We start from the raw sequence: 14,320 nt of genomic DNA on the forward strand, positions 1-14,320 counted from the left end.
TTATTTTATCTTTTACCTGGCATTTTTGCGCAAGGTGAGGGGATCCTAATTCCCAGTTAGAAAAATGGGATAAATTTAAACCACAGTAGTACCTTAACTTATTGCCAATTATGCCTAAACAATTCAACACTGCTGGCCCTTGCAAAGCTAATATCCACTATATGCTCTCTCCCACAGGACGACTACCTCAGTTGAAAACATTAATTGATGGAGAAAATTACTTTATCATTCATGCACCGCGACAAGTAGGCAAAACCACTGCTATGATAGCTTTAGCTCAAGAATTAACTGATAGTGGGGAGTATACAGCAGTGATGCTCTCCGTGGAAGTGGGGTCGGTTTTTCCTGATGAACCAGAACGTGCTGAAAGGGCTATTTTGGGTTCTTGGCAAGATGGGATTGATATTTGGCTTCCGGAAGACCTCCATCCCCCTTTTGACCCAGAGCGCAGGGAGACTATTGGTGCTTTCCTGAAAAGTTGGGCAAAAAGCTCTCCTCGTCCCCTAGTAGTCTTCATTGACGAAATTGACTCATTACAAAATCAAACCTTGATTTCAGTATTGCGACAGTTACGGGATGGTTTTCCCCGTCGTCCCCAGGGTTTCCCCCATTCGGTGGGCTTAATTGGCATGCGGGATGTGCGGGACTATAAGGTTAAATCCGGTGGAAGTGAACGATTCAATACGTCTAGTCCGTTTAATATCAAGGCTGAATCCCTAACTTTAAGTAATTTTACTTTTACAGATGTCCAAAATCTATATGAACAACATACAACAGCTACGGGACAGGTGTTTACCCTGGGAGCAGTTCAACAGGCATATTATTTAACCGATGGACAACCATGGTTAGTCAACGCCCTAGCTCGTCAAGCTACCCAGGTGTTAGTCCAGGATGTGAATGAACCCATTACTGCTGAGGTGATTAACCAAGCCAAAGAAATTCTCATCCAGCGTCAGGATACCCATTTAGATAGTTTAGCAGAAAGATTACGGGAAGAGCGGGTCAAAGCTATTATTGAACCAATTTTAGCAGGTGAGGACTTACCCGACGTACCACCGGATGATATTCGTTACGTGCTGGATTTAGGTCTGTGTCGAGATCAAGGACAAGGACTGGAAATTGCCAATCCAATTTATAAAGAAGTTCTACCTTTAGTACTAAGTTATACAACTAGGGTTTCTATTGGAGCAATTGAACCTCTGTGGCTAAATGAACAAGGGGAACTATTACCTGATAAATTATTACATGCTTTTCTGGAATTTTGGCGACAACACGGGGAACCATTACTCAGAAGTGCGCCCTACCATGAGATTGCTCCCCATTTGGTATTAATGGCATTTTTACACCGGGTGGTAAATGGTGGTGGTACGTTAGAACGGGAATATGCCATTGGTTCTGGGAGAATGGATATTTGTTTACGATATGGCAAGGTGGTGATGGGTATGGAACTCAAGGTGTGGCGTGAAAGAAAGTCAGATCCGTTAATCAAGGGTTTGACCCAACTGGATAAATATCTGGATGGGTTAGGATTAGATACAGGTTGGTTAGTGATTTTCGATCGCCGTCCTGGTTTACCACCCATGGGGGAGAGGATTAGTACGGAGGAGGTTCTTAGTCCCACTGGGCGCACTATTACCCTAATTCGCAGTTAGAAAAGTGCCAAACCCTCAGTAATCCCGAACTGGGGAGATTGGACACTTCCAAATCAATAGCAATGTTTATTTATCTAATTTAGTTATTAACTAATCCATGTTTGCTGCTTCCCATCAATTATTATGGTCTATGATTGGCTTGCTGTTGACCATTGGCGGCACCTTTTTAGAAGCATACGGTACCAGCTTACCCTGGAGCTGGAGTCAACAGGGAATTAAAACCTTCCCTCTAGGTACTAGCTATCAAATTGCTGCTGTACTGTTTGTTGGTTGTTTAGGGGGTAAAAGTGCTGGTGCCCTTTCCCAAATTGCTTATTTAGTGATGGGCTTGACCTTATTACCGGTATTTACTCAAGGAGGAGGCATAGCATATCTTAAGCTTTCCCAATTTGGTTACTTACTGGGGTTTATTCCAGGAGCATGGATTTGTGGACATTTTGCCTTTAAAGCCAGACCCCGATTAGAAAGCTTAGGTTTTAGTTGTCTGTGCGGATTGTTAACTATTCACATTTGCGGTATTTGTTATTTGGTAACCAGTTATCTTTTCTCCTGGGGGGACAATCAAAATTTGTCCTTAATGGAGGGTATTCTTAAATATTCCTGGTTTTCCCTCCCTGGACAATTGGCCGTGCTTTGTGCTGTTACTGTCATAGCTTACCTCCTACGACACATTATGTTTTATTAATGTCTCATTAGTAATTTTTGCGTCTCACATAATTAATGCTAGAATTGTCATGGGTTTAAAAAATCGCCTGTTTTGGATTGCTGCTGTAATAGCTTTTGCTCTGGACCAACTGACAAAGTTGTCCGTGGTTAAAAGCTTTGATTTACACCAAACCTTGCCCTTACTACCAGGAGTCTTTCATCTGACATACGTAACTAACACAGGTGCAGCTTTTAGTCTTTTTAGTGGTAAGGTTGAGTGGTTACGTTGGTTATCCCTAGTCGTAAGTTTACTTTTAGTGGCGATCGCTCTTTGGGGGCCATTATTAAGTGTATGGGAACAATTGGGTTATGGTTTAATTTTAGGGGGAGCTATAGGTAATGGTATTGATAGATTCATATTGGGCTATGTGGTAGATTTTCTGGACTTTCGTATATTCAACTTCCCGGTCTTCAATTTAGCAGACTCATTTATTAGTATAGGTATTGTTTGTCTACTAATTGGTTCCCAGAAAAAAGCCTAAGCAGAAAACTCCTAATTAATTTTGATATAAATTAACTTTACCCAATCCTAGACCATGAGTTCCCAACAACCACCCCGAAAACCCCAAACCTTTCTTGGTCAAATCACTCAAGCTGTAAATACCATTCAAGCTAGAGTAGACTTTTCTAAACTAGCTTTAAAACCCAATGCCAAAGTACCGGAACTGTGGGTGCAAAACGGGGAAGAAAGCCAAACCTATCCCCTATTGGGAGAACGTTACATTTTAGGTCGCAGTTCCAGATCCTGTGATATCATCGTTCCTAACCCAGTAGTTAGCCAGGTTCACCTTTCCCTCACTAGGGACTCAAGCCAAAACAACCCGGTCTTCACTATCAAAGACGAAAATTCCACTAACGGTATTTACTTAGGAAAACGCCGAGTCAAATCTCTCAAACTTAGACATGGTGATATTGTTACCCTGGGTCCACCAGAACTAGCTGCTTCAGTAAGTCTTGAGTATCTTGATCCACCCCCTGCTCATATTAAATTTCTTACTTGGGGAATGTATGGTATCAGTGGTATTACTGCCTTATTTGCCCTGGCCATCGTTTGGGAATGGACAAAATTTGACGTTAACCCCCTACCCACCGCAACCAGTGGACCAGTAGTAATTTATGCCCGGGATGCCTACACCCCATTGCGAGAACCCCGCAATATCTCTCACGTAGATCTTAAAGAAATAGCAGATTTCGGTCCTTACATACCCGGTGCAGTAGTCGCTTCGGAGGACAGTCGCTATTATTGGCACTTTGGAGTTGACCCCCTAGGAATTTTGCGGGCAGTATTCATTAACACACAGAGTGGAAATGTGCAACAAGGGGCTAGTACGGTTACCCAACAGCTTGCACGGAGTTTATTTCGTGATTATGTAGGTAGACAGGATTCTTTAGGAAGAAAAATTCGTGAAGCTATTGTCTCCTTAAAATTAGAAACCTTTTATAGCAAGGATGAGATCCTGCTTACCTATTTAAACCGAGTATTTTTAGGAGCTGACACTTCTGGTTTTGAAGATGCGGCTAAATATTACTTTGAAAAATCTGCCAAAGAATTAACCCTGTCAGAAGCAGCAACTTTAGTGGGAATATTACCTGCACCCAATGGGTTTGACTTTTGTGGAGATGGACCTAGGAAATTAGCAGCAGCAGATTATCGGAATCGGGTCATTCGACGCATGTTAGATATGGGTACGATTAATTCCACTCAAGCAAATCGAGCCAGAAGATCTCCTGTACAATTCAGTCCTAAAGTTTGTGAAAGACAAGCTAAAACTATTGCTCCCTATTTTTACAACTACGTTTTTCAAGAGTTAGAATCAATTTTGGGTGCAGGAGCAGCCAGAGAAGGTAACTACATCATTGAAACTAAATTAGACCCAGTAATTCAAGCTAAAGCTGAGTCAGCCTTGCAAAATTCGGTAAATAAGGTTGGCTCCAACTTGCGATTTTCCCAGGGAGCAATTGTGACCCTAGATGCCAAAACTGGGAGCATATTAGCCATGGTCGGGGGGAAAAATTACAAAGAAAGCCAATTTAACCGTGCTATACAAGCTCAAAGACAACCTGGATCTACTTTTAAAGTTTTTGCCTATGCTGCAGCTATAGAAGCAGGAATACCCACCTATAAGAGCTATTCTTGTAATTCTTTTCCCTGGGGAGGATTTACCTATAGACCTTGTCGCAGTGGGGGTGGTAGCTTAGATGTAGCTACCGGTTTTGCACTGTCAGAAAACCCTATTGCTCTAAGACTTGCACGGGAGGTAGGATTAAATAAGGTAGTAGAAATGGCCCAGAGGTTAGGGATAAAATCCTCCTTGGAATCAGTTCCCGGTTTAGTTCTGGGTCAAAGTGTAGTCAATGTTCTGGAAATGACCGGTGCGTTTGCAGCAATTGGCAATCGAGGAGTATGGAATCCTCCCCACGCTATTACCCGAATTCTAGATAGTAGTGATTGTGAAGATCGGAATAATTTAAAAACCTGTCGGGAGATTTATTCCTTTACTCAAAATCCCAAAGCTAATCAAACAGTGTTAAAAAAGAATGTAGCTAACACTATGACTGACATGATGCAAGCTGTGGTAGCTAGGGGCACTGGTCGTGCTGCTTCCATAGGAATGGGTGAGGAAGCAGGTAAAACTGGAACCACAGATAAAAATGTGGACTTGTGGTTTATTGGTTTTATTCCCAGTCGTCAATTGGTCACTGGTATTTGGCTGGGTAATGATAACAACTCTCCTACCCTTGGTAGTAGTGGTCAAGCAGCACAGTTATGGGGAAATTATATGCGACAAATTAAGTAGCTAAGACGGGGCGATTTATAATGCGTGTTTTACTTTCTGGTTATTATGGCAAGGGTAATGGTGGTGATGAAGCTCTCTTGGCTACTCTTTTACAAATGCTACCACCTCACATCACTCCCGTAGTTCTGTCCGGTAGTCCCCAACTAACCACTACACATTATGGGGTAGAAAGTCATGACCGGATGGCATTTATCCCCTTGATTCGAGCTTTACGCTCTTGTCAAGGATTTATATGGGGTGGAGGTAGTTTAATGCAGGATGCAACCAGTAGTATTAATCCCTTGTATTATGGGGGATTAATGGCTTTGGCCCAATTTATGGGTCTAAAAACCATAGCCTGGGGCCAGGGTATAGGTCCCCTATCCCTACCACAAAACCGTTGGTTGGCTCAAAGAAATTTTGCCGGTTGTTTGGGTGTGAGTGTGCGCGATCGCTCAAGTGCTGGGTTATTATCAGGTTGGCACATACCACATATCCTAGCACCTGATCCAGTGTGGGGTTTAGCATCTGAGTCAGTACCAGAATTAGCGGGTCTACCAAAACCACGAATTGCAGTTACCTTGAGAAAACATCCCCAGTTGACACAGGATAGATTAGCAAATCTAATCCGTGGATTGGTTGATTTGCAAAAACACACCCAAGCATTTATCCTAATTCTACCATTTCAAAAAACCGAAGATTTAGAAATTGCCCAACAAATTCACTCTCAATTACCAAATAATAGCCAGGTTTTTTGTTTAGATAAACCACAAATTTTAAAAGGCGCATTTAGAGGTGTGAATATGGTAATAGGAATGCGTCTACATAGTTTAATTATGGCTGCTAGTGAAGGGTGTCGTTGTTTTGCTTTAAGTTATGATCCTAAAATCAACAGGTTGATGGAAGATTTACCCATACCAGGTTGGAATCTTCCAGATTTACCCGATGATCCTAATTTAATTGCCAAAACTTGGTTGGATTTCTATCACAATACCGAGTCTTTGTCAAGAGATAAATTACAGTCTCTGTTGGATGGTTCCCTGTTACACCGCGACTTGTTGTACCGAGTATTTAATTAGTATGGTAAGGATGTTAGTTTATTTACCTTTAGTTTCTAGATTTTGTACAGCTTGACTAAAACCCAAGACAATTAAAATATTAGCAAGAGTTAAGAATAACTCAGCACTGCCATGAAGCCAGTCTATATTTGCTAGAGCTTCTTGGTAGGCAATCTTGGCGTAAATACCAGCTGGAATGGTAACGCCAACAAATACTAAAGTGCCATAGAATCCATAGAGTGCTAAACGTGGCATTTGTGGACTGCGACTGATAAACCACAAGAAACCCAAATAGGGGAACAAGGAGAGAGCAAATAGAGTTTCTTTTGAGATCATGACGGTCTACTCCTTATTTGAGATGTTAAGAACTCCACTGGCTCGAGTAGAACGCCAAACCCACACTGCTGCTGCCCAAAGAGTAAAATTACCTATTAGCGTGGTAGTAGCCTGGAGGGTAACTAACCATTCTAAGGACTGGGGATTATCGAAATAATGCCATGTACAAGCAGATAGGGCGCTAATTAAGGCGGGTATCATAGCTAGGGCAAATCCCCTCCAACTATGGTTTTGGGTCAGTTCGCCATATTTCCAGATGAGGGAAATGGCAACTACCCATTCAATGACACTAGAAATATGGATAATCCAGGTGGGAATTGAAAGAGCGTTCATGGGATTATAAATATGGCTTGGGAGAGCTTTGACTATTAAAATCAAGACTGCCCTCATTGCGGACTAACTCATATTTTATATCTACTGTTGGAGGAGCGCCAGTAGAAATTGTTAAACTTTATATTCATGATTTTCAGTTGTCCACTTGAAAAAAATCTCTTGACAAGCCAAAAATTGTCTGTTATGATTGCTGTATCATAATTTTTAATAGACCTGGAGAGGTGGCTGAGTGGTCGAAAGCGGCAGATTGCTAATCTGTTGATGGAATCGTAAGGTCCATCCGAGGGTTCGAATCCCTCCTTCTCCATTTAGCTCAACTAAAATTAACTTATTCACTAACTAGTCATGGAAGTTATCCCAGCAATAGATCTATTAGAGGGGCGTTGTGTAAGACTCTATAAGGGTGACTATGCACAATCCCAGGTTTACAGCCATAACCCTGTAGAAACCGCTAAAATGTGGGCAGACCAGGGAGCAACAAGACTACATTTGGTAGATCTAGATGGAGCAAAAGCTGGTAGAGTAGTTAATCTATCTGCTATAGAGGCTATTACCAATGCTGTTTCCATACCTATTGAGGTTGGCGGAGGAATACGCGACAGATCCAGCGTTATACAGTTATTTAGTCTTGGGGTACAGTGGGCAATTCTGGGGACTGTAGCAGTAGAGCAACCAGATTTGGTTCAAGGACTGTGTGAACAATTCCCCCACCAAATTATGGTTGGCATTGATGCGCGGAATGGTCTAGTTGCTATCAGGGGTTGGTTAGAAACTTCTCAAATTTTGGCCCCCCAACTAGCAACCCAAATGCAGGAATTGGGTGCCGCAGCTATTATTTATACTGATATAAACCGTGATGGTACACTTCAGGGACCAAACTTGGAAGCATTAAGAGGGTTGACATCTGCCATTTCCATACCCGTGATTGCATCTGGGGGTGTGGGTTCTGTTACTGACCTATTAACCTTATTATCTTTAGAACATCAGGGGGTTACAGGAGTAATTGTCGGTAAAGCCCTATATACTGGAGATATTAGTTTACCAGAAGCATTGCGGGCTATAGGTCCTGGAAGAATTCAGGATATTCCACCCACTTTGGATTTCTCTAGTTTTGCCTGAACTAAGTAGGGAGACACAATTATTTGTAGGATGAGTTTAATACGAAACCCATGGGGGTGTTGGGTTTCATACTTCAACCCAACCTACGTTGATCTTATATCTAATTCCACCCACTCACTTAAAAGGCACAAATGTGGAAATATTCGACAAAATTTCTATAAAACAACTATTTGAACTATAATTTAGGCAAATTGTTGTATTGAATACAATAATTCCGTGTTCTCCAATATGTGACCTCAATTTGTGAGGATCATAACTAGTTGGAAACCAAGACCAGTACATTCTTACAAACTTTTGTTATCAATGTATACTACTGAATTGCCTAGATACTCCAACAACTCTATTGAACCAGTTAGTCGCGTTTTAATAGTGGAAGACGAAGAACTGATCCGAGAGATGCTTGTAGTAGCCTTAGAGGGTGAAGGTTATGAAGTTATGACTGCTAAAGATGGTCGTTGTGCTGTGGAACTAATCAGAAATTTAGAGACCCAACCCGGTGAGTTATCATTCGATCTGCTTGTGCTAGACTTGATGTTGCCACAAATTAACGGGTTAGATATTTGTCGTTTATTACGTCACCAAGGTAATTCCATACCGATTTTAATTCTGAGTGCGAAAGGTAGTGAAACTGACCGAGTGCTAGGCTTGGAGGTAGGGGCGGATGATTATTTAACTAAGCCCTTTAGCGTAAGAGAAATGGTGGCTAGGTGTCGTGCTTTGTTACGTCGTCAGCGGTTTTCCAATTTGCCCTTAATACCCACTTTAAAACATAAAGATATCAGTTTGAATCCTCAGGAATGTCGGGTGTTAGTGAGGGGGAGGGAGGTGAGCTTGTCACCGAAAGAATTCCGGTTACTAGAATTATTTATGAGTTATGCTCGCAGGGTGTGGTCACGGGAACAGTTATTAGACCAGGTTTGGGGTCCTGATTTTGTCGGTGACAGTAAAACAGTGGATGTTCATATTCGATGGCTGAGGGAAAAATTAGAGTTAGACCCTAGCCATCCAGAATATATTGTCACAGTCAGGGGTTTTGGCTATAGATTTGGTTGATTTCTATATCTCGGCTATTCTGTTTTTGGTTTTCCTATTCCTTTGGGTGGTCGTGGTCTTTTTATTTTAAACCATCCGCTGGATTGGGGTTTTTGGCTCTTCTCACGGGAGTTATCATTTTGGGAGTTGTCATCTTGATTGGACATAAAATTCGGCGTGGATCAGTTATCTTATCCAGTCTAACCTGTAGCACAGGAATGGTCACAGATACCTAGGCGATCGCATTTTCCAAAAGCAGTCCCTACCGGTTATGATTACAGTAATCAGATTACATTAATAATCTAACAATCAAAAAAAGCCGTCCTATAAAGACCATACTTGCATTCTACCCCTTTAATTCCGGTCAAATAGCACACTTACGATCAAATGTTCTTATTGGGATTTCTTCTGGGTTTGGCAATCGGTTTTGGTTTTTGGCTTTGGCAACAATTTCAACTTAACAGCCATTTAGAGCAGTTAACCCAACCCTCAAACCCCCACGCTGAAAAGATATTATTGCCCCTATTAGCTGGATTACATCGTAAAATATGTACCGTTAGGGATGAACAACAAAACTTACGCTTGTCACTCAAAGCTTATGAACAGTTGCTGAATGCTGCGCCCTTGGGATATTTACAAGTAGATGAAGAAAATCAACTACTATGGTGTAATCAGTGCGCACGGGAAATGCTACATTTACAAAGATGGCAACCGGGTCAAGTACGGTTACTACTGGAATTAGTGAGATCCTATGAACTGGATCAGTTAATTGAACAAACCCGGGATTGGCAAAAACCGCAAATGCAAGAGTGGATTTTTCACCCTTCCCGAGATCATGGTCAGGGTACCTTAGAATTAAAGCCATTGTCTTTAGCAGCTAACAGTTTTCCTCTACCGGGGGGACAGGTGGGTGTGTTTCTAGAAAGTCATCAACAATTTGTAGACATTAATCAGCAACGTGACCGTTCTTTTTCAGACCTGGCCCATGAATTGAGAACACCTCTGACTTCCATTCGTCTGGTTGCAGAAACCCTGCAAACTCGTTTAGATCCTCCTTTGAACCGTTGGGTCATCCGCTTGATGCAAGAAGTTGACAGACTAATTAATTTAGTCCAAAATTGGTTGGATCTGACCCAGATGGAAATAACCTCCTCCATCCAACTGAATTTGGAAATGCTAGAAGTCCGCTCCCTAATTTTTTCAGTCTGGGAGAATTTAGAGCCCCTAGCCGCTAACCAGCATCTTAGCATTTCCTACTCCGGTCCAGAAAAGGTCTATATATGTGCTGATAAGTCCCGAATTTATCAAGTGTTTCTTAATCTGTTAGATAACTGTATTAAATACAGCAACCTCAACGGTACTATTTTTATTGAAATGAATACAGTTTGTGGAGAGAAGTCTATTAATGGAGTTGCTCCAGAGACAGGTACAATATCAAACCAAATTTTAGAAATTAACATTATTGATTCCGGGGTTGGATTTGCTCCCGTGGATCTACCCCATGTCTTTCAAAGATTTTATCGGGGGGACAAAGCTAGACACCGGGAGTCGCGCTCTGAGAATGAAACAGTAGAAATTACTGGTAGTGGTTTAGGTTTATCCATTGTCCGCCAAATAATTATAGCTCATGGTGGCAAAATCAGGGCCATGAACCATCCTGATACCGGTGGTGCTTGGATACAAATTCATCTTCCCCAGGTGGTTCAACATGATAGCGGATATTTCTGAATCAAGACTATAATAGCTAGAAATATATTAAACCCGAGATTAAAAATATGAAAGCTGTTGTGAAATATACAATTTTTGAAAAACCTCAGCCTATACGTGCCATTAAAAGACTGGAACGAGATGTTTTACGTATGGGTGCTTTAGTAGAGCAGTCCTTCCGTCTGAGTCACCAAGCTCTATTTAATCGAGATTTAACAGCAGCTGAGCAAATACGCAGATTAGACAAAAAAATTGATCGCTTCTACAGACAAATAGAAGTCGATTGTGCCACAATTATGAGCAATCAAGCTCCCACAGACCAAGAATCTCGTTGTTTAAGCTCATTCATGCAATTGGTTAGAGACTTGGAACGTATTGGGGACTATGCCAAAGATTTGGCAGAAATAGCAATGAAAATATTTCCCTATCCCCCCCATCCTACTTTGGGAGAGGTTGCCATTATGTCCGATCATGCCCAGTCTATGTTAGCTACCAGCTTGGTAGCTTTAGCGGATTTGGATGAAATTAGTGGTAGAAGGATTAAATTATTAGATGACACAGTAGATGATGCTTACAAAAAACTATATCGTAATTTGGCGCAGCAGAAAGACGTTCCCGGGGTAGTGGAGCCCATTCTACTATTAACATTAGCAATTCAGTGTCTAGAGAGAATGGCAGATCATGCTACCAATATTGGTCAAAGGGTAGCATACATTGTCACAGGTCAAAGGTAAAGTCGGCTGAAAAACGACTGGTTTTGTCTGTAGTGATGTAGGTTGAGTTTAATAGGAAACCCAACAAACTAATGGGATATAAGCACTCCCTAATACCCTCTAGCTGCACGATACGGAAGCTAATCCAATCCTAAACCATCCAGATATTTATCCAATTGGGTCAAACCCTTGGTTAAGGGATCTAACTTTTCCCTGCGCACCTTTAACTCTATACCCATCACCACTTTGCCATAGCGTAAACAAATATCCATCCTCCCAGAACCAATGGCATATTCTCGTTCTAATGTGCCACCACCATTCACTACCCGATGTAAAAATGCCATTAACACCAAATGGGGAGCAATCTCATGGTAGGGCGCACTTTTGAGTAGTGGTTCTCCATGTTGTCGCCAAAACTCCAGAAATGCTTCCAATAATTCATGCGGATTCTTGCCATTCATCCAAAATTGCACGTTCAGCCATACCGGGGTCCCGGGAAAAGGGCGCCCCTACTTCTAAAGAAAGCATGATGGCAGTGTATTCCCCACTATCAGTCAATTCTTGAGCGAGGGCTATCATGGCAGTAGTTTTGCCTACTTGTCTTGGTGCATGAATGATAAAGTAATTTTCTCCATCAATTAGTGCTTTCAACTCCGGTAAGCGAGCGGTGGGAGAGAGCATATAGTGGATGTTATCTTTACATGGTCCAGCAGTGTTAAAGTGTTTAGCCATGGTGGAGTTTTTAAAAAAATAACCTTAACAACTTTATTCTAAAACCTAATAAAAACGAACTCATAATGGTTGACCTTATCCAACATAAAAGAGATGCGATCGCATCTCTTTTAGATTTAATTTCAGTGGGATAAAGTAGCGAAGCTACTTTATCAGTTGGTAAAGTCCTAAAACCTTATGTTAATGTCCTACTTCTCTCCACCCAAGTTTCTTTCCAAAGGAATTACACACTCTTAAATCAAGTTCTTTTGTGCCACCCGAGTAAGTGAGTGGAATTAAGTATAGGATGAACGTAGGTTGGGTTGAAGCATGAAACCCAACACCCCCATAGGTTACCTGTACCACCCACAGTGCGACTTAAAATTGCCAACGAATTTGACCATTAATATAATTATCGCTGACATTTTGTTTACCCAGCAGGGTTTCATAACCCAAACTAACAGATAAATTATTCACAAACTTAGTTTGCATTCCCAGTTTTAACCGTAAATAATCGCGGTCGCCAGTATTAATTTTTGTATTCCAAGTTAACCCGGGTTGATTAACAAGTTCAGTGGTAATATTGCGCGACTCATTAGCAAGTTCATGTTCATAATTAATGCCAAAATACTGAAAAAACAAAGTGGATTAACATGACTTATGAAGCTCACTCAAGACCATGACTGGGAACCTACCCTGCTACAAGAAGTCCACAGTCGCAATACCTATTCCTTCTAGCAAAATTTCTCTGTTTTTCACCTCCACTACCCTCAAAATAATGGCTGAAACCCTTACGCCACAAGGCTGCAGCGATCGCTATTCCTTGTAGGGAGGCACAATTATTTGTAGGATGGGTCGAGTAACCAGACCCGGTGTTGGGTTTCATGCTTCAACCCAACCTACGTTCATCTTATATTTAATTCTACTGACCCACTTAAATTAGTGTAAACCACTATCAAGTTTATCTAAAACAAAATGATTTCCACTCTCAAAGTGACCAAAGATTCTTTTGGCATCCTGGTCTGACCAAGCGTCTATTTCATGGGTGGAGGGAGGACGGGGATTTCCTTTGAGTGCTTTTAAGTCAAGGGATGATACATTATATTTACCTCCTGATTCTAAATTCTTTGCTAACTGGTCTATTCTCTCGTTAATTAATATTAATCTATCCGCTGATATTCCCCTCAGACTATCCTCAAACTTAGGTCCATAACTTACCTTTTCGCTGGGTGAAGGATGCAATTTCTCCCCATAAATCTCTTTCTTTGTCCTTCCCCACACCAAATCTCCCCAGGGAGATAAAGAAACTTCACCTCCTACCCTCATTAATAGGGTTTCTGGTACTCCAATAACGTCAGTAGTTTTCATTTCATTTGCTAGTCTACGAAAAACTTTAAGATGGTCACGTACGCTGTCTTCTACTACCATTTTCACTGGTAATCTTGGTATGCGCAACAGGTCTTTGGCTGTTTCAAAGATATAAATTGTCTCATCTGCATAAAATGTGGCTAGGGTTTGTAAAAATCCCTGCACACTCTTGAATCCCCCAGTTAAGTTAAATATAATCTTATATTGAGATTTTCTATAACCAGGTATGGTTTTTTCAAAAAACTTTACTATATCTGATAAGGCAATTTGAAAGGAATCAATATCTTTTGTTTGCAGATCCGTCTGTCGGTTTTTATCAACTATAAAACCTTTTTCTCTTAACCATTGTTCTACTAAGGTTGCTGTCTGTTCCCCTAACCAGGTGTCAGTACAAAGCAAATAGTGAGTGTCTGCTTTCTTCTCTAACTTACCATTATAAAGTTTAATAATGCCATTTAGCTCCGCTGACATCTTACCTGCTAACTCAAGATCAGCAGATGCTAGTTTTTCTTCTACTCTCTTGACAAGCGATCGCAGTTTCAGGCTATCTTCTAGAGGTATGTCTTCAATGTGTTTTGCGTTAGCATGTTTACTGACTAAACCTCTTTCTTCTTGAGCTGCTTGATTGGTCAATAAACTTGTGCCACAGGGTGAGAAAACAAATAAAGGATTTTCCATGATCAAGGTTTCTGGTTACAAGGGATAATTTTATAGTTTGAGGGATAGGGGAGGTAAGTAGGGAGGCACAATTTGTAGGATGGGTCGAGTAACCAGACCCATGGGAATGTTGGGTTTCATGCTTCAACCCA

16 protein-coding genes, 1 tRNA gene and 1 pseudogene are annotated in these 14,320 nt (G+C 41.3%); 11 read left to right on the forward strand and 7 right to left on the reverse strand.

Annotated elements, in window-relative coordinates; all coding sequences use genetic code 11:
• Positions 1 to 110: 110 nt before the first annotated feature.
• From C6N34_RS07615 to csaB, 5 genes are all read left to right on the forward strand, one after another.
• Positions 111 to 1,652, forward strand: a complete 1,542-nt coding sequence (locus C6N34_RS07615; RefSeq protein ID WP_236107474.1) for an ATP-binding protein — start codon at positions 111 to 113, stop codon at positions 1,650 to 1,652.
• Between the two features lie 97 nt (positions 1,653 to 1,749).
• Positions 1,750 to 2,337: a biotin transporter BioY gene (locus C6N34_RS07620; RefSeq protein WP_057177056.1), complete on the forward strand. Its 588-nt coding sequence runs from the start codon at positions 1,750 to 1,752 to the stop codon at positions 2,335 to 2,337.
• 49 nt (positions 2,338 to 2,386) lie between these two features.
• Complete coding sequence (gene lspA / locus C6N34_RS07625; protein WP_115538165.1) at positions 2,387 to 2,839, forward strand: signal peptidase II; 453 nt, start codon at positions 2,387 to 2,389, stop codon at positions 2,837 to 2,839.
• A 54-nt stretch (positions 2,840 to 2,893) separates the two neighbouring features.
• On the forward strand, positions 2,894 to 5,155 hold the full coding sequence (locus tag C6N34_RS07630; protein ID WP_115538166.1) for a transglycosylase domain-containing protein: 2,262 nt from the start codon (positions 2,894 to 2,896) through the stop codon (positions 5,153 to 5,155).
• A 20-nt stretch (positions 5,156 to 5,175) separates the two neighbouring features.
• A complete protein-coding gene (gene csaB, locus C6N34_RS07635) occupies positions 5,176 to 6,213 on the forward strand; it encodes a polysaccharide pyruvyl transferase CsaB (RefSeq protein ID WP_115538167.1) in 1,038 nt (345 codons plus the stop codon).
• Positions 6,214 to 6,231: 18 nt separating this feature from the next.
• Here csaB and C6N34_RS07640 read toward each other — a convergent pair whose 3' ends face one another.
• Together C6N34_RS07640 and C6N34_RS07645 are read right to left on the reverse strand one after the other, a co-directional pair.
• A complete protein-coding gene (locus C6N34_RS07640) occupies positions 6,232 to 6,528 on the reverse strand; it encodes a DUF3593 domain-containing protein (protein ID WP_006276350.1) in 297 nt (98 codons plus the stop codon).
• 6 nt (positions 6,529 to 6,534) lie between these two features.
• A complete protein-coding gene (locus C6N34_RS07645; protein WP_057177057.1) occupies positions 6,535 to 6,861 on the reverse strand; it encodes a DUF2499 domain-containing protein in 327 nt (108 codons plus the stop codon).
• Positions 6,862 to 6,896: 35 nt separating this feature from the next.
• On the opposite strand from C6N34_RS07645, the pseudogene C6N34_RS07650 reads away from it, so the two are divergent.
• The 6 genes and pseudogenes from C6N34_RS07650 to phoU form a co-directional block, all read left to right on the forward strand.
• Positions 6,897 to 7,010, forward strand: a pseudogene (locus tag C6N34_RS07650) (IS200/IS605 family transposase); the annotation flags it as partial.
• 66 nt (positions 7,011 to 7,076) lie between these two features.
• Positions 7,077 to 7,168: transfer RNA gene (locus C6N34_RS07655), tRNA-Ser, on the forward strand.
• A gap of 38 nt (positions 7,169 to 7,206) precedes the next feature.
• A complete protein-coding gene (hisA, locus tag C6N34_RS07660; protein WP_057177053.1) occupies positions 7,207 to 7,980 on the forward strand; it encodes a 1-(5-phosphoribosyl)-5-[(5-phosphoribosylamino)methylideneamino]imidazole-4-carboxamide isomerase in 774 nt (257 codons plus the stop codon).
• 303 nt (positions 7,981 to 8,283) lie between these two features.
• Positions 8,284 to 9,033 (forward strand): winged helix-turn-helix domain-containing protein, encoded by a 750-nt coding sequence (locus C6N34_RS07665; RefSeq protein ID WP_057177052.1) that lies wholly within the window; start codon positions 8,284 to 8,286, stop codon positions 9,031 to 9,033.
• Positions 9,034 to 9,399: 366 nt separating this feature from the next.
• A complete protein-coding gene (locus tag C6N34_RS07670; RefSeq protein WP_057177051.1) occupies positions 9,400 to 10,740 on the forward strand; it encodes an ATP-binding protein in 1,341 nt (446 codons plus the stop codon).
• A gap of 47 nt (positions 10,741 to 10,787) precedes the next feature.
• Positions 10,788 to 11,453 (forward strand): phosphate signaling complex protein PhoU, encoded by a 666-nt coding sequence (gene phoU / locus C6N34_RS07675; protein ID WP_006276356.1) that lies wholly within the window; start codon positions 10,788 to 10,790, stop codon positions 11,451 to 11,453.
• 119 nt (positions 11,454 to 11,572) lie between these two features.
• Here phoU and C6N34_RS17185 read toward each other — a convergent pair whose 3' ends face one another.
• The 5 genes from C6N34_RS17185 to C6N34_RS07695 all read right to left on the reverse strand — a co-directional run bounded on the left by C6N34_RS17185 (position 11,573) and on the right by C6N34_RS07695 (position 14,189).
• Positions 11,573 to 11,893 carry a hypothetical protein gene (locus C6N34_RS17185; RefSeq protein ID WP_057177049.1) on the reverse strand — a complete coding sequence of 107 codons (321 nt, stop codon included), beginning with the start codon at positions 11,891 to 11,893 and terminating at the stop codon, positions 11,573 to 11,575.
• Positions 11,871 to 12,164, reverse strand: a complete 294-nt coding sequence (locus C6N34_RS17190; protein ID WP_115538168.1) for a hypothetical protein — start codon at positions 12,162 to 12,164, stop codon at positions 11,871 to 11,873. Before C6N34_RS17190 ends, C6N34_RS17185 begins: the two co-directional genes overlap by 23 nt.
• A gap of 357 nt (positions 12,165 to 12,521) precedes the next feature.
• On the reverse strand, positions 12,522 to 12,785 hold the full coding sequence (locus tag C6N34_RS07685) for an autotransporter domain-containing protein (protein ID WP_115538169.1): 264 nt from the start codon (positions 12,783 to 12,785) through the stop codon (positions 12,522 to 12,524).
• Positions 12,786 to 12,834: 49 nt separating this feature from the next.
• Positions 12,835 to 13,029, reverse strand: coding sequence for a hypothetical protein (locus tag C6N34_RS07690; protein WP_181407008.1), 195 nt, complete (start codon positions 13,027 to 13,029; stop codon positions 12,835 to 12,837).
• Positions 13,030 to 13,082: 53 nt separating this feature from the next.
• Entirely contained in the window at positions 13,083 to 14,189 is a 1,107-nt protein-coding gene (locus C6N34_RS07695; protein ID WP_115538170.1) for a putative CRISPR-associated protein, read from the reverse strand.
• Between the last annotated feature and the right edge of the window lie 131 nt (positions 14,190 to 14,320).

Origin of the sequence: Cylindrospermopsis raciborskii Cr2010 (genome assembly GCF_003367075.2) — a bacterium.
Taxonomy (GTDB): Bacteria; Cyanobacteriota; Cyanobacteriia; order Cyanobacteriales; family Nostocaceae; genus Raphidiopsis; species Raphidiopsis raciborskii.

Excerpts from the sequence above, each read along its gene's own strand:
- C6N34_RS07615 (WP_236107474.1), top strand. The coding sequence starts at position 111 with ATGCCTAAACAATTCAACACTGCTGGCCCTTGCAAAGCTAATATCCAC.
- C6N34_RS07620 (WP_057177056.1), top strand. The coding sequence starts at position 1,750 with ATGTTTGCTGCTTCCCATCAATTATTATGGTCTATGATTGGCTTGCTG.
- lspA (WP_115538165.1), top strand. The coding sequence starts at position 2,387 with ATGGGTTTAAAAAATCGCCTGTTTTGGATTGCTGCTGTAATAGCTTTT.
- C6N34_RS07630 (WP_115538166.1), top strand. The coding sequence starts at position 2,894 with ATGAGTTCCCAACAACCACCCCGAAAACCCCAAACCTTTCTTGGTCAA.
- csaB (WP_115538167.1), top strand. The coding sequence starts at position 5,176 with ATGCGTGTTTTACTTTCTGGTTATTATGGCAAGGGTAATGGTGGTGAT.
- C6N34_RS07640 (WP_006276350.1), bottom strand. The coding sequence starts at position 6,528 with ATGATCTCAAAAGAAACTCTATTTGCTCTCTCCTTGTTCCCCTATTTG.
- C6N34_RS07645 (WP_057177057.1), bottom strand. The coding sequence starts at position 6,861 with ATGAACGCTCTTTCAATTCCCACCTGGATTATCCATATTTCTAGTGTC.
- hisA (WP_057177053.1), top strand. The coding sequence starts at position 7,207 with ATGGAAGTTATCCCAGCAATAGATCTATTAGAGGGGCGTTGTGTAAGA.
- C6N34_RS07665 (WP_057177052.1), top strand. The coding sequence starts at position 8,284 with ATGTATACTACTGAATTGCCTAGATACTCCAACAACTCTATTGAACCA.
- C6N34_RS07670 (WP_057177051.1), top strand. The coding sequence starts at position 9,400 with ATGTTCTTATTGGGATTTCTTCTGGGTTTGGCAATCGGTTTTGGTTTT.
- phoU (WP_006276356.1), top strand. The coding sequence starts at position 10,788 with ATGAAAGCTGTTGTGAAATATACAATTTTTGAAAAACCTCAGCCTATA.
- C6N34_RS17185 (WP_057177049.1), bottom strand. The coding sequence starts at position 11,893 with ATGAATGGCAAGAATCCGCATGAATTATTGGAAGCATTTCTGGAGTTT.
- C6N34_RS17190 (WP_115538168.1), bottom strand. The coding sequence starts at position 12,164 with ATGGCTAAACACTTTAACACTGCTGGACCATGTAAAGATAACATCCAC.
- C6N34_RS07690 (WP_181407008.1), bottom strand. The coding sequence starts at position 13,029 with ATGAAACCCAACACCGGGTCTGGTTACTCGACCCATCCTACAAATAAT.
- C6N34_RS07695 (WP_115538170.1), bottom strand. The coding sequence starts at position 14,189 with ATGGAAAATCCTTTATTTGTTTTCTCACCCTGTGGCACAAGTTTATTG.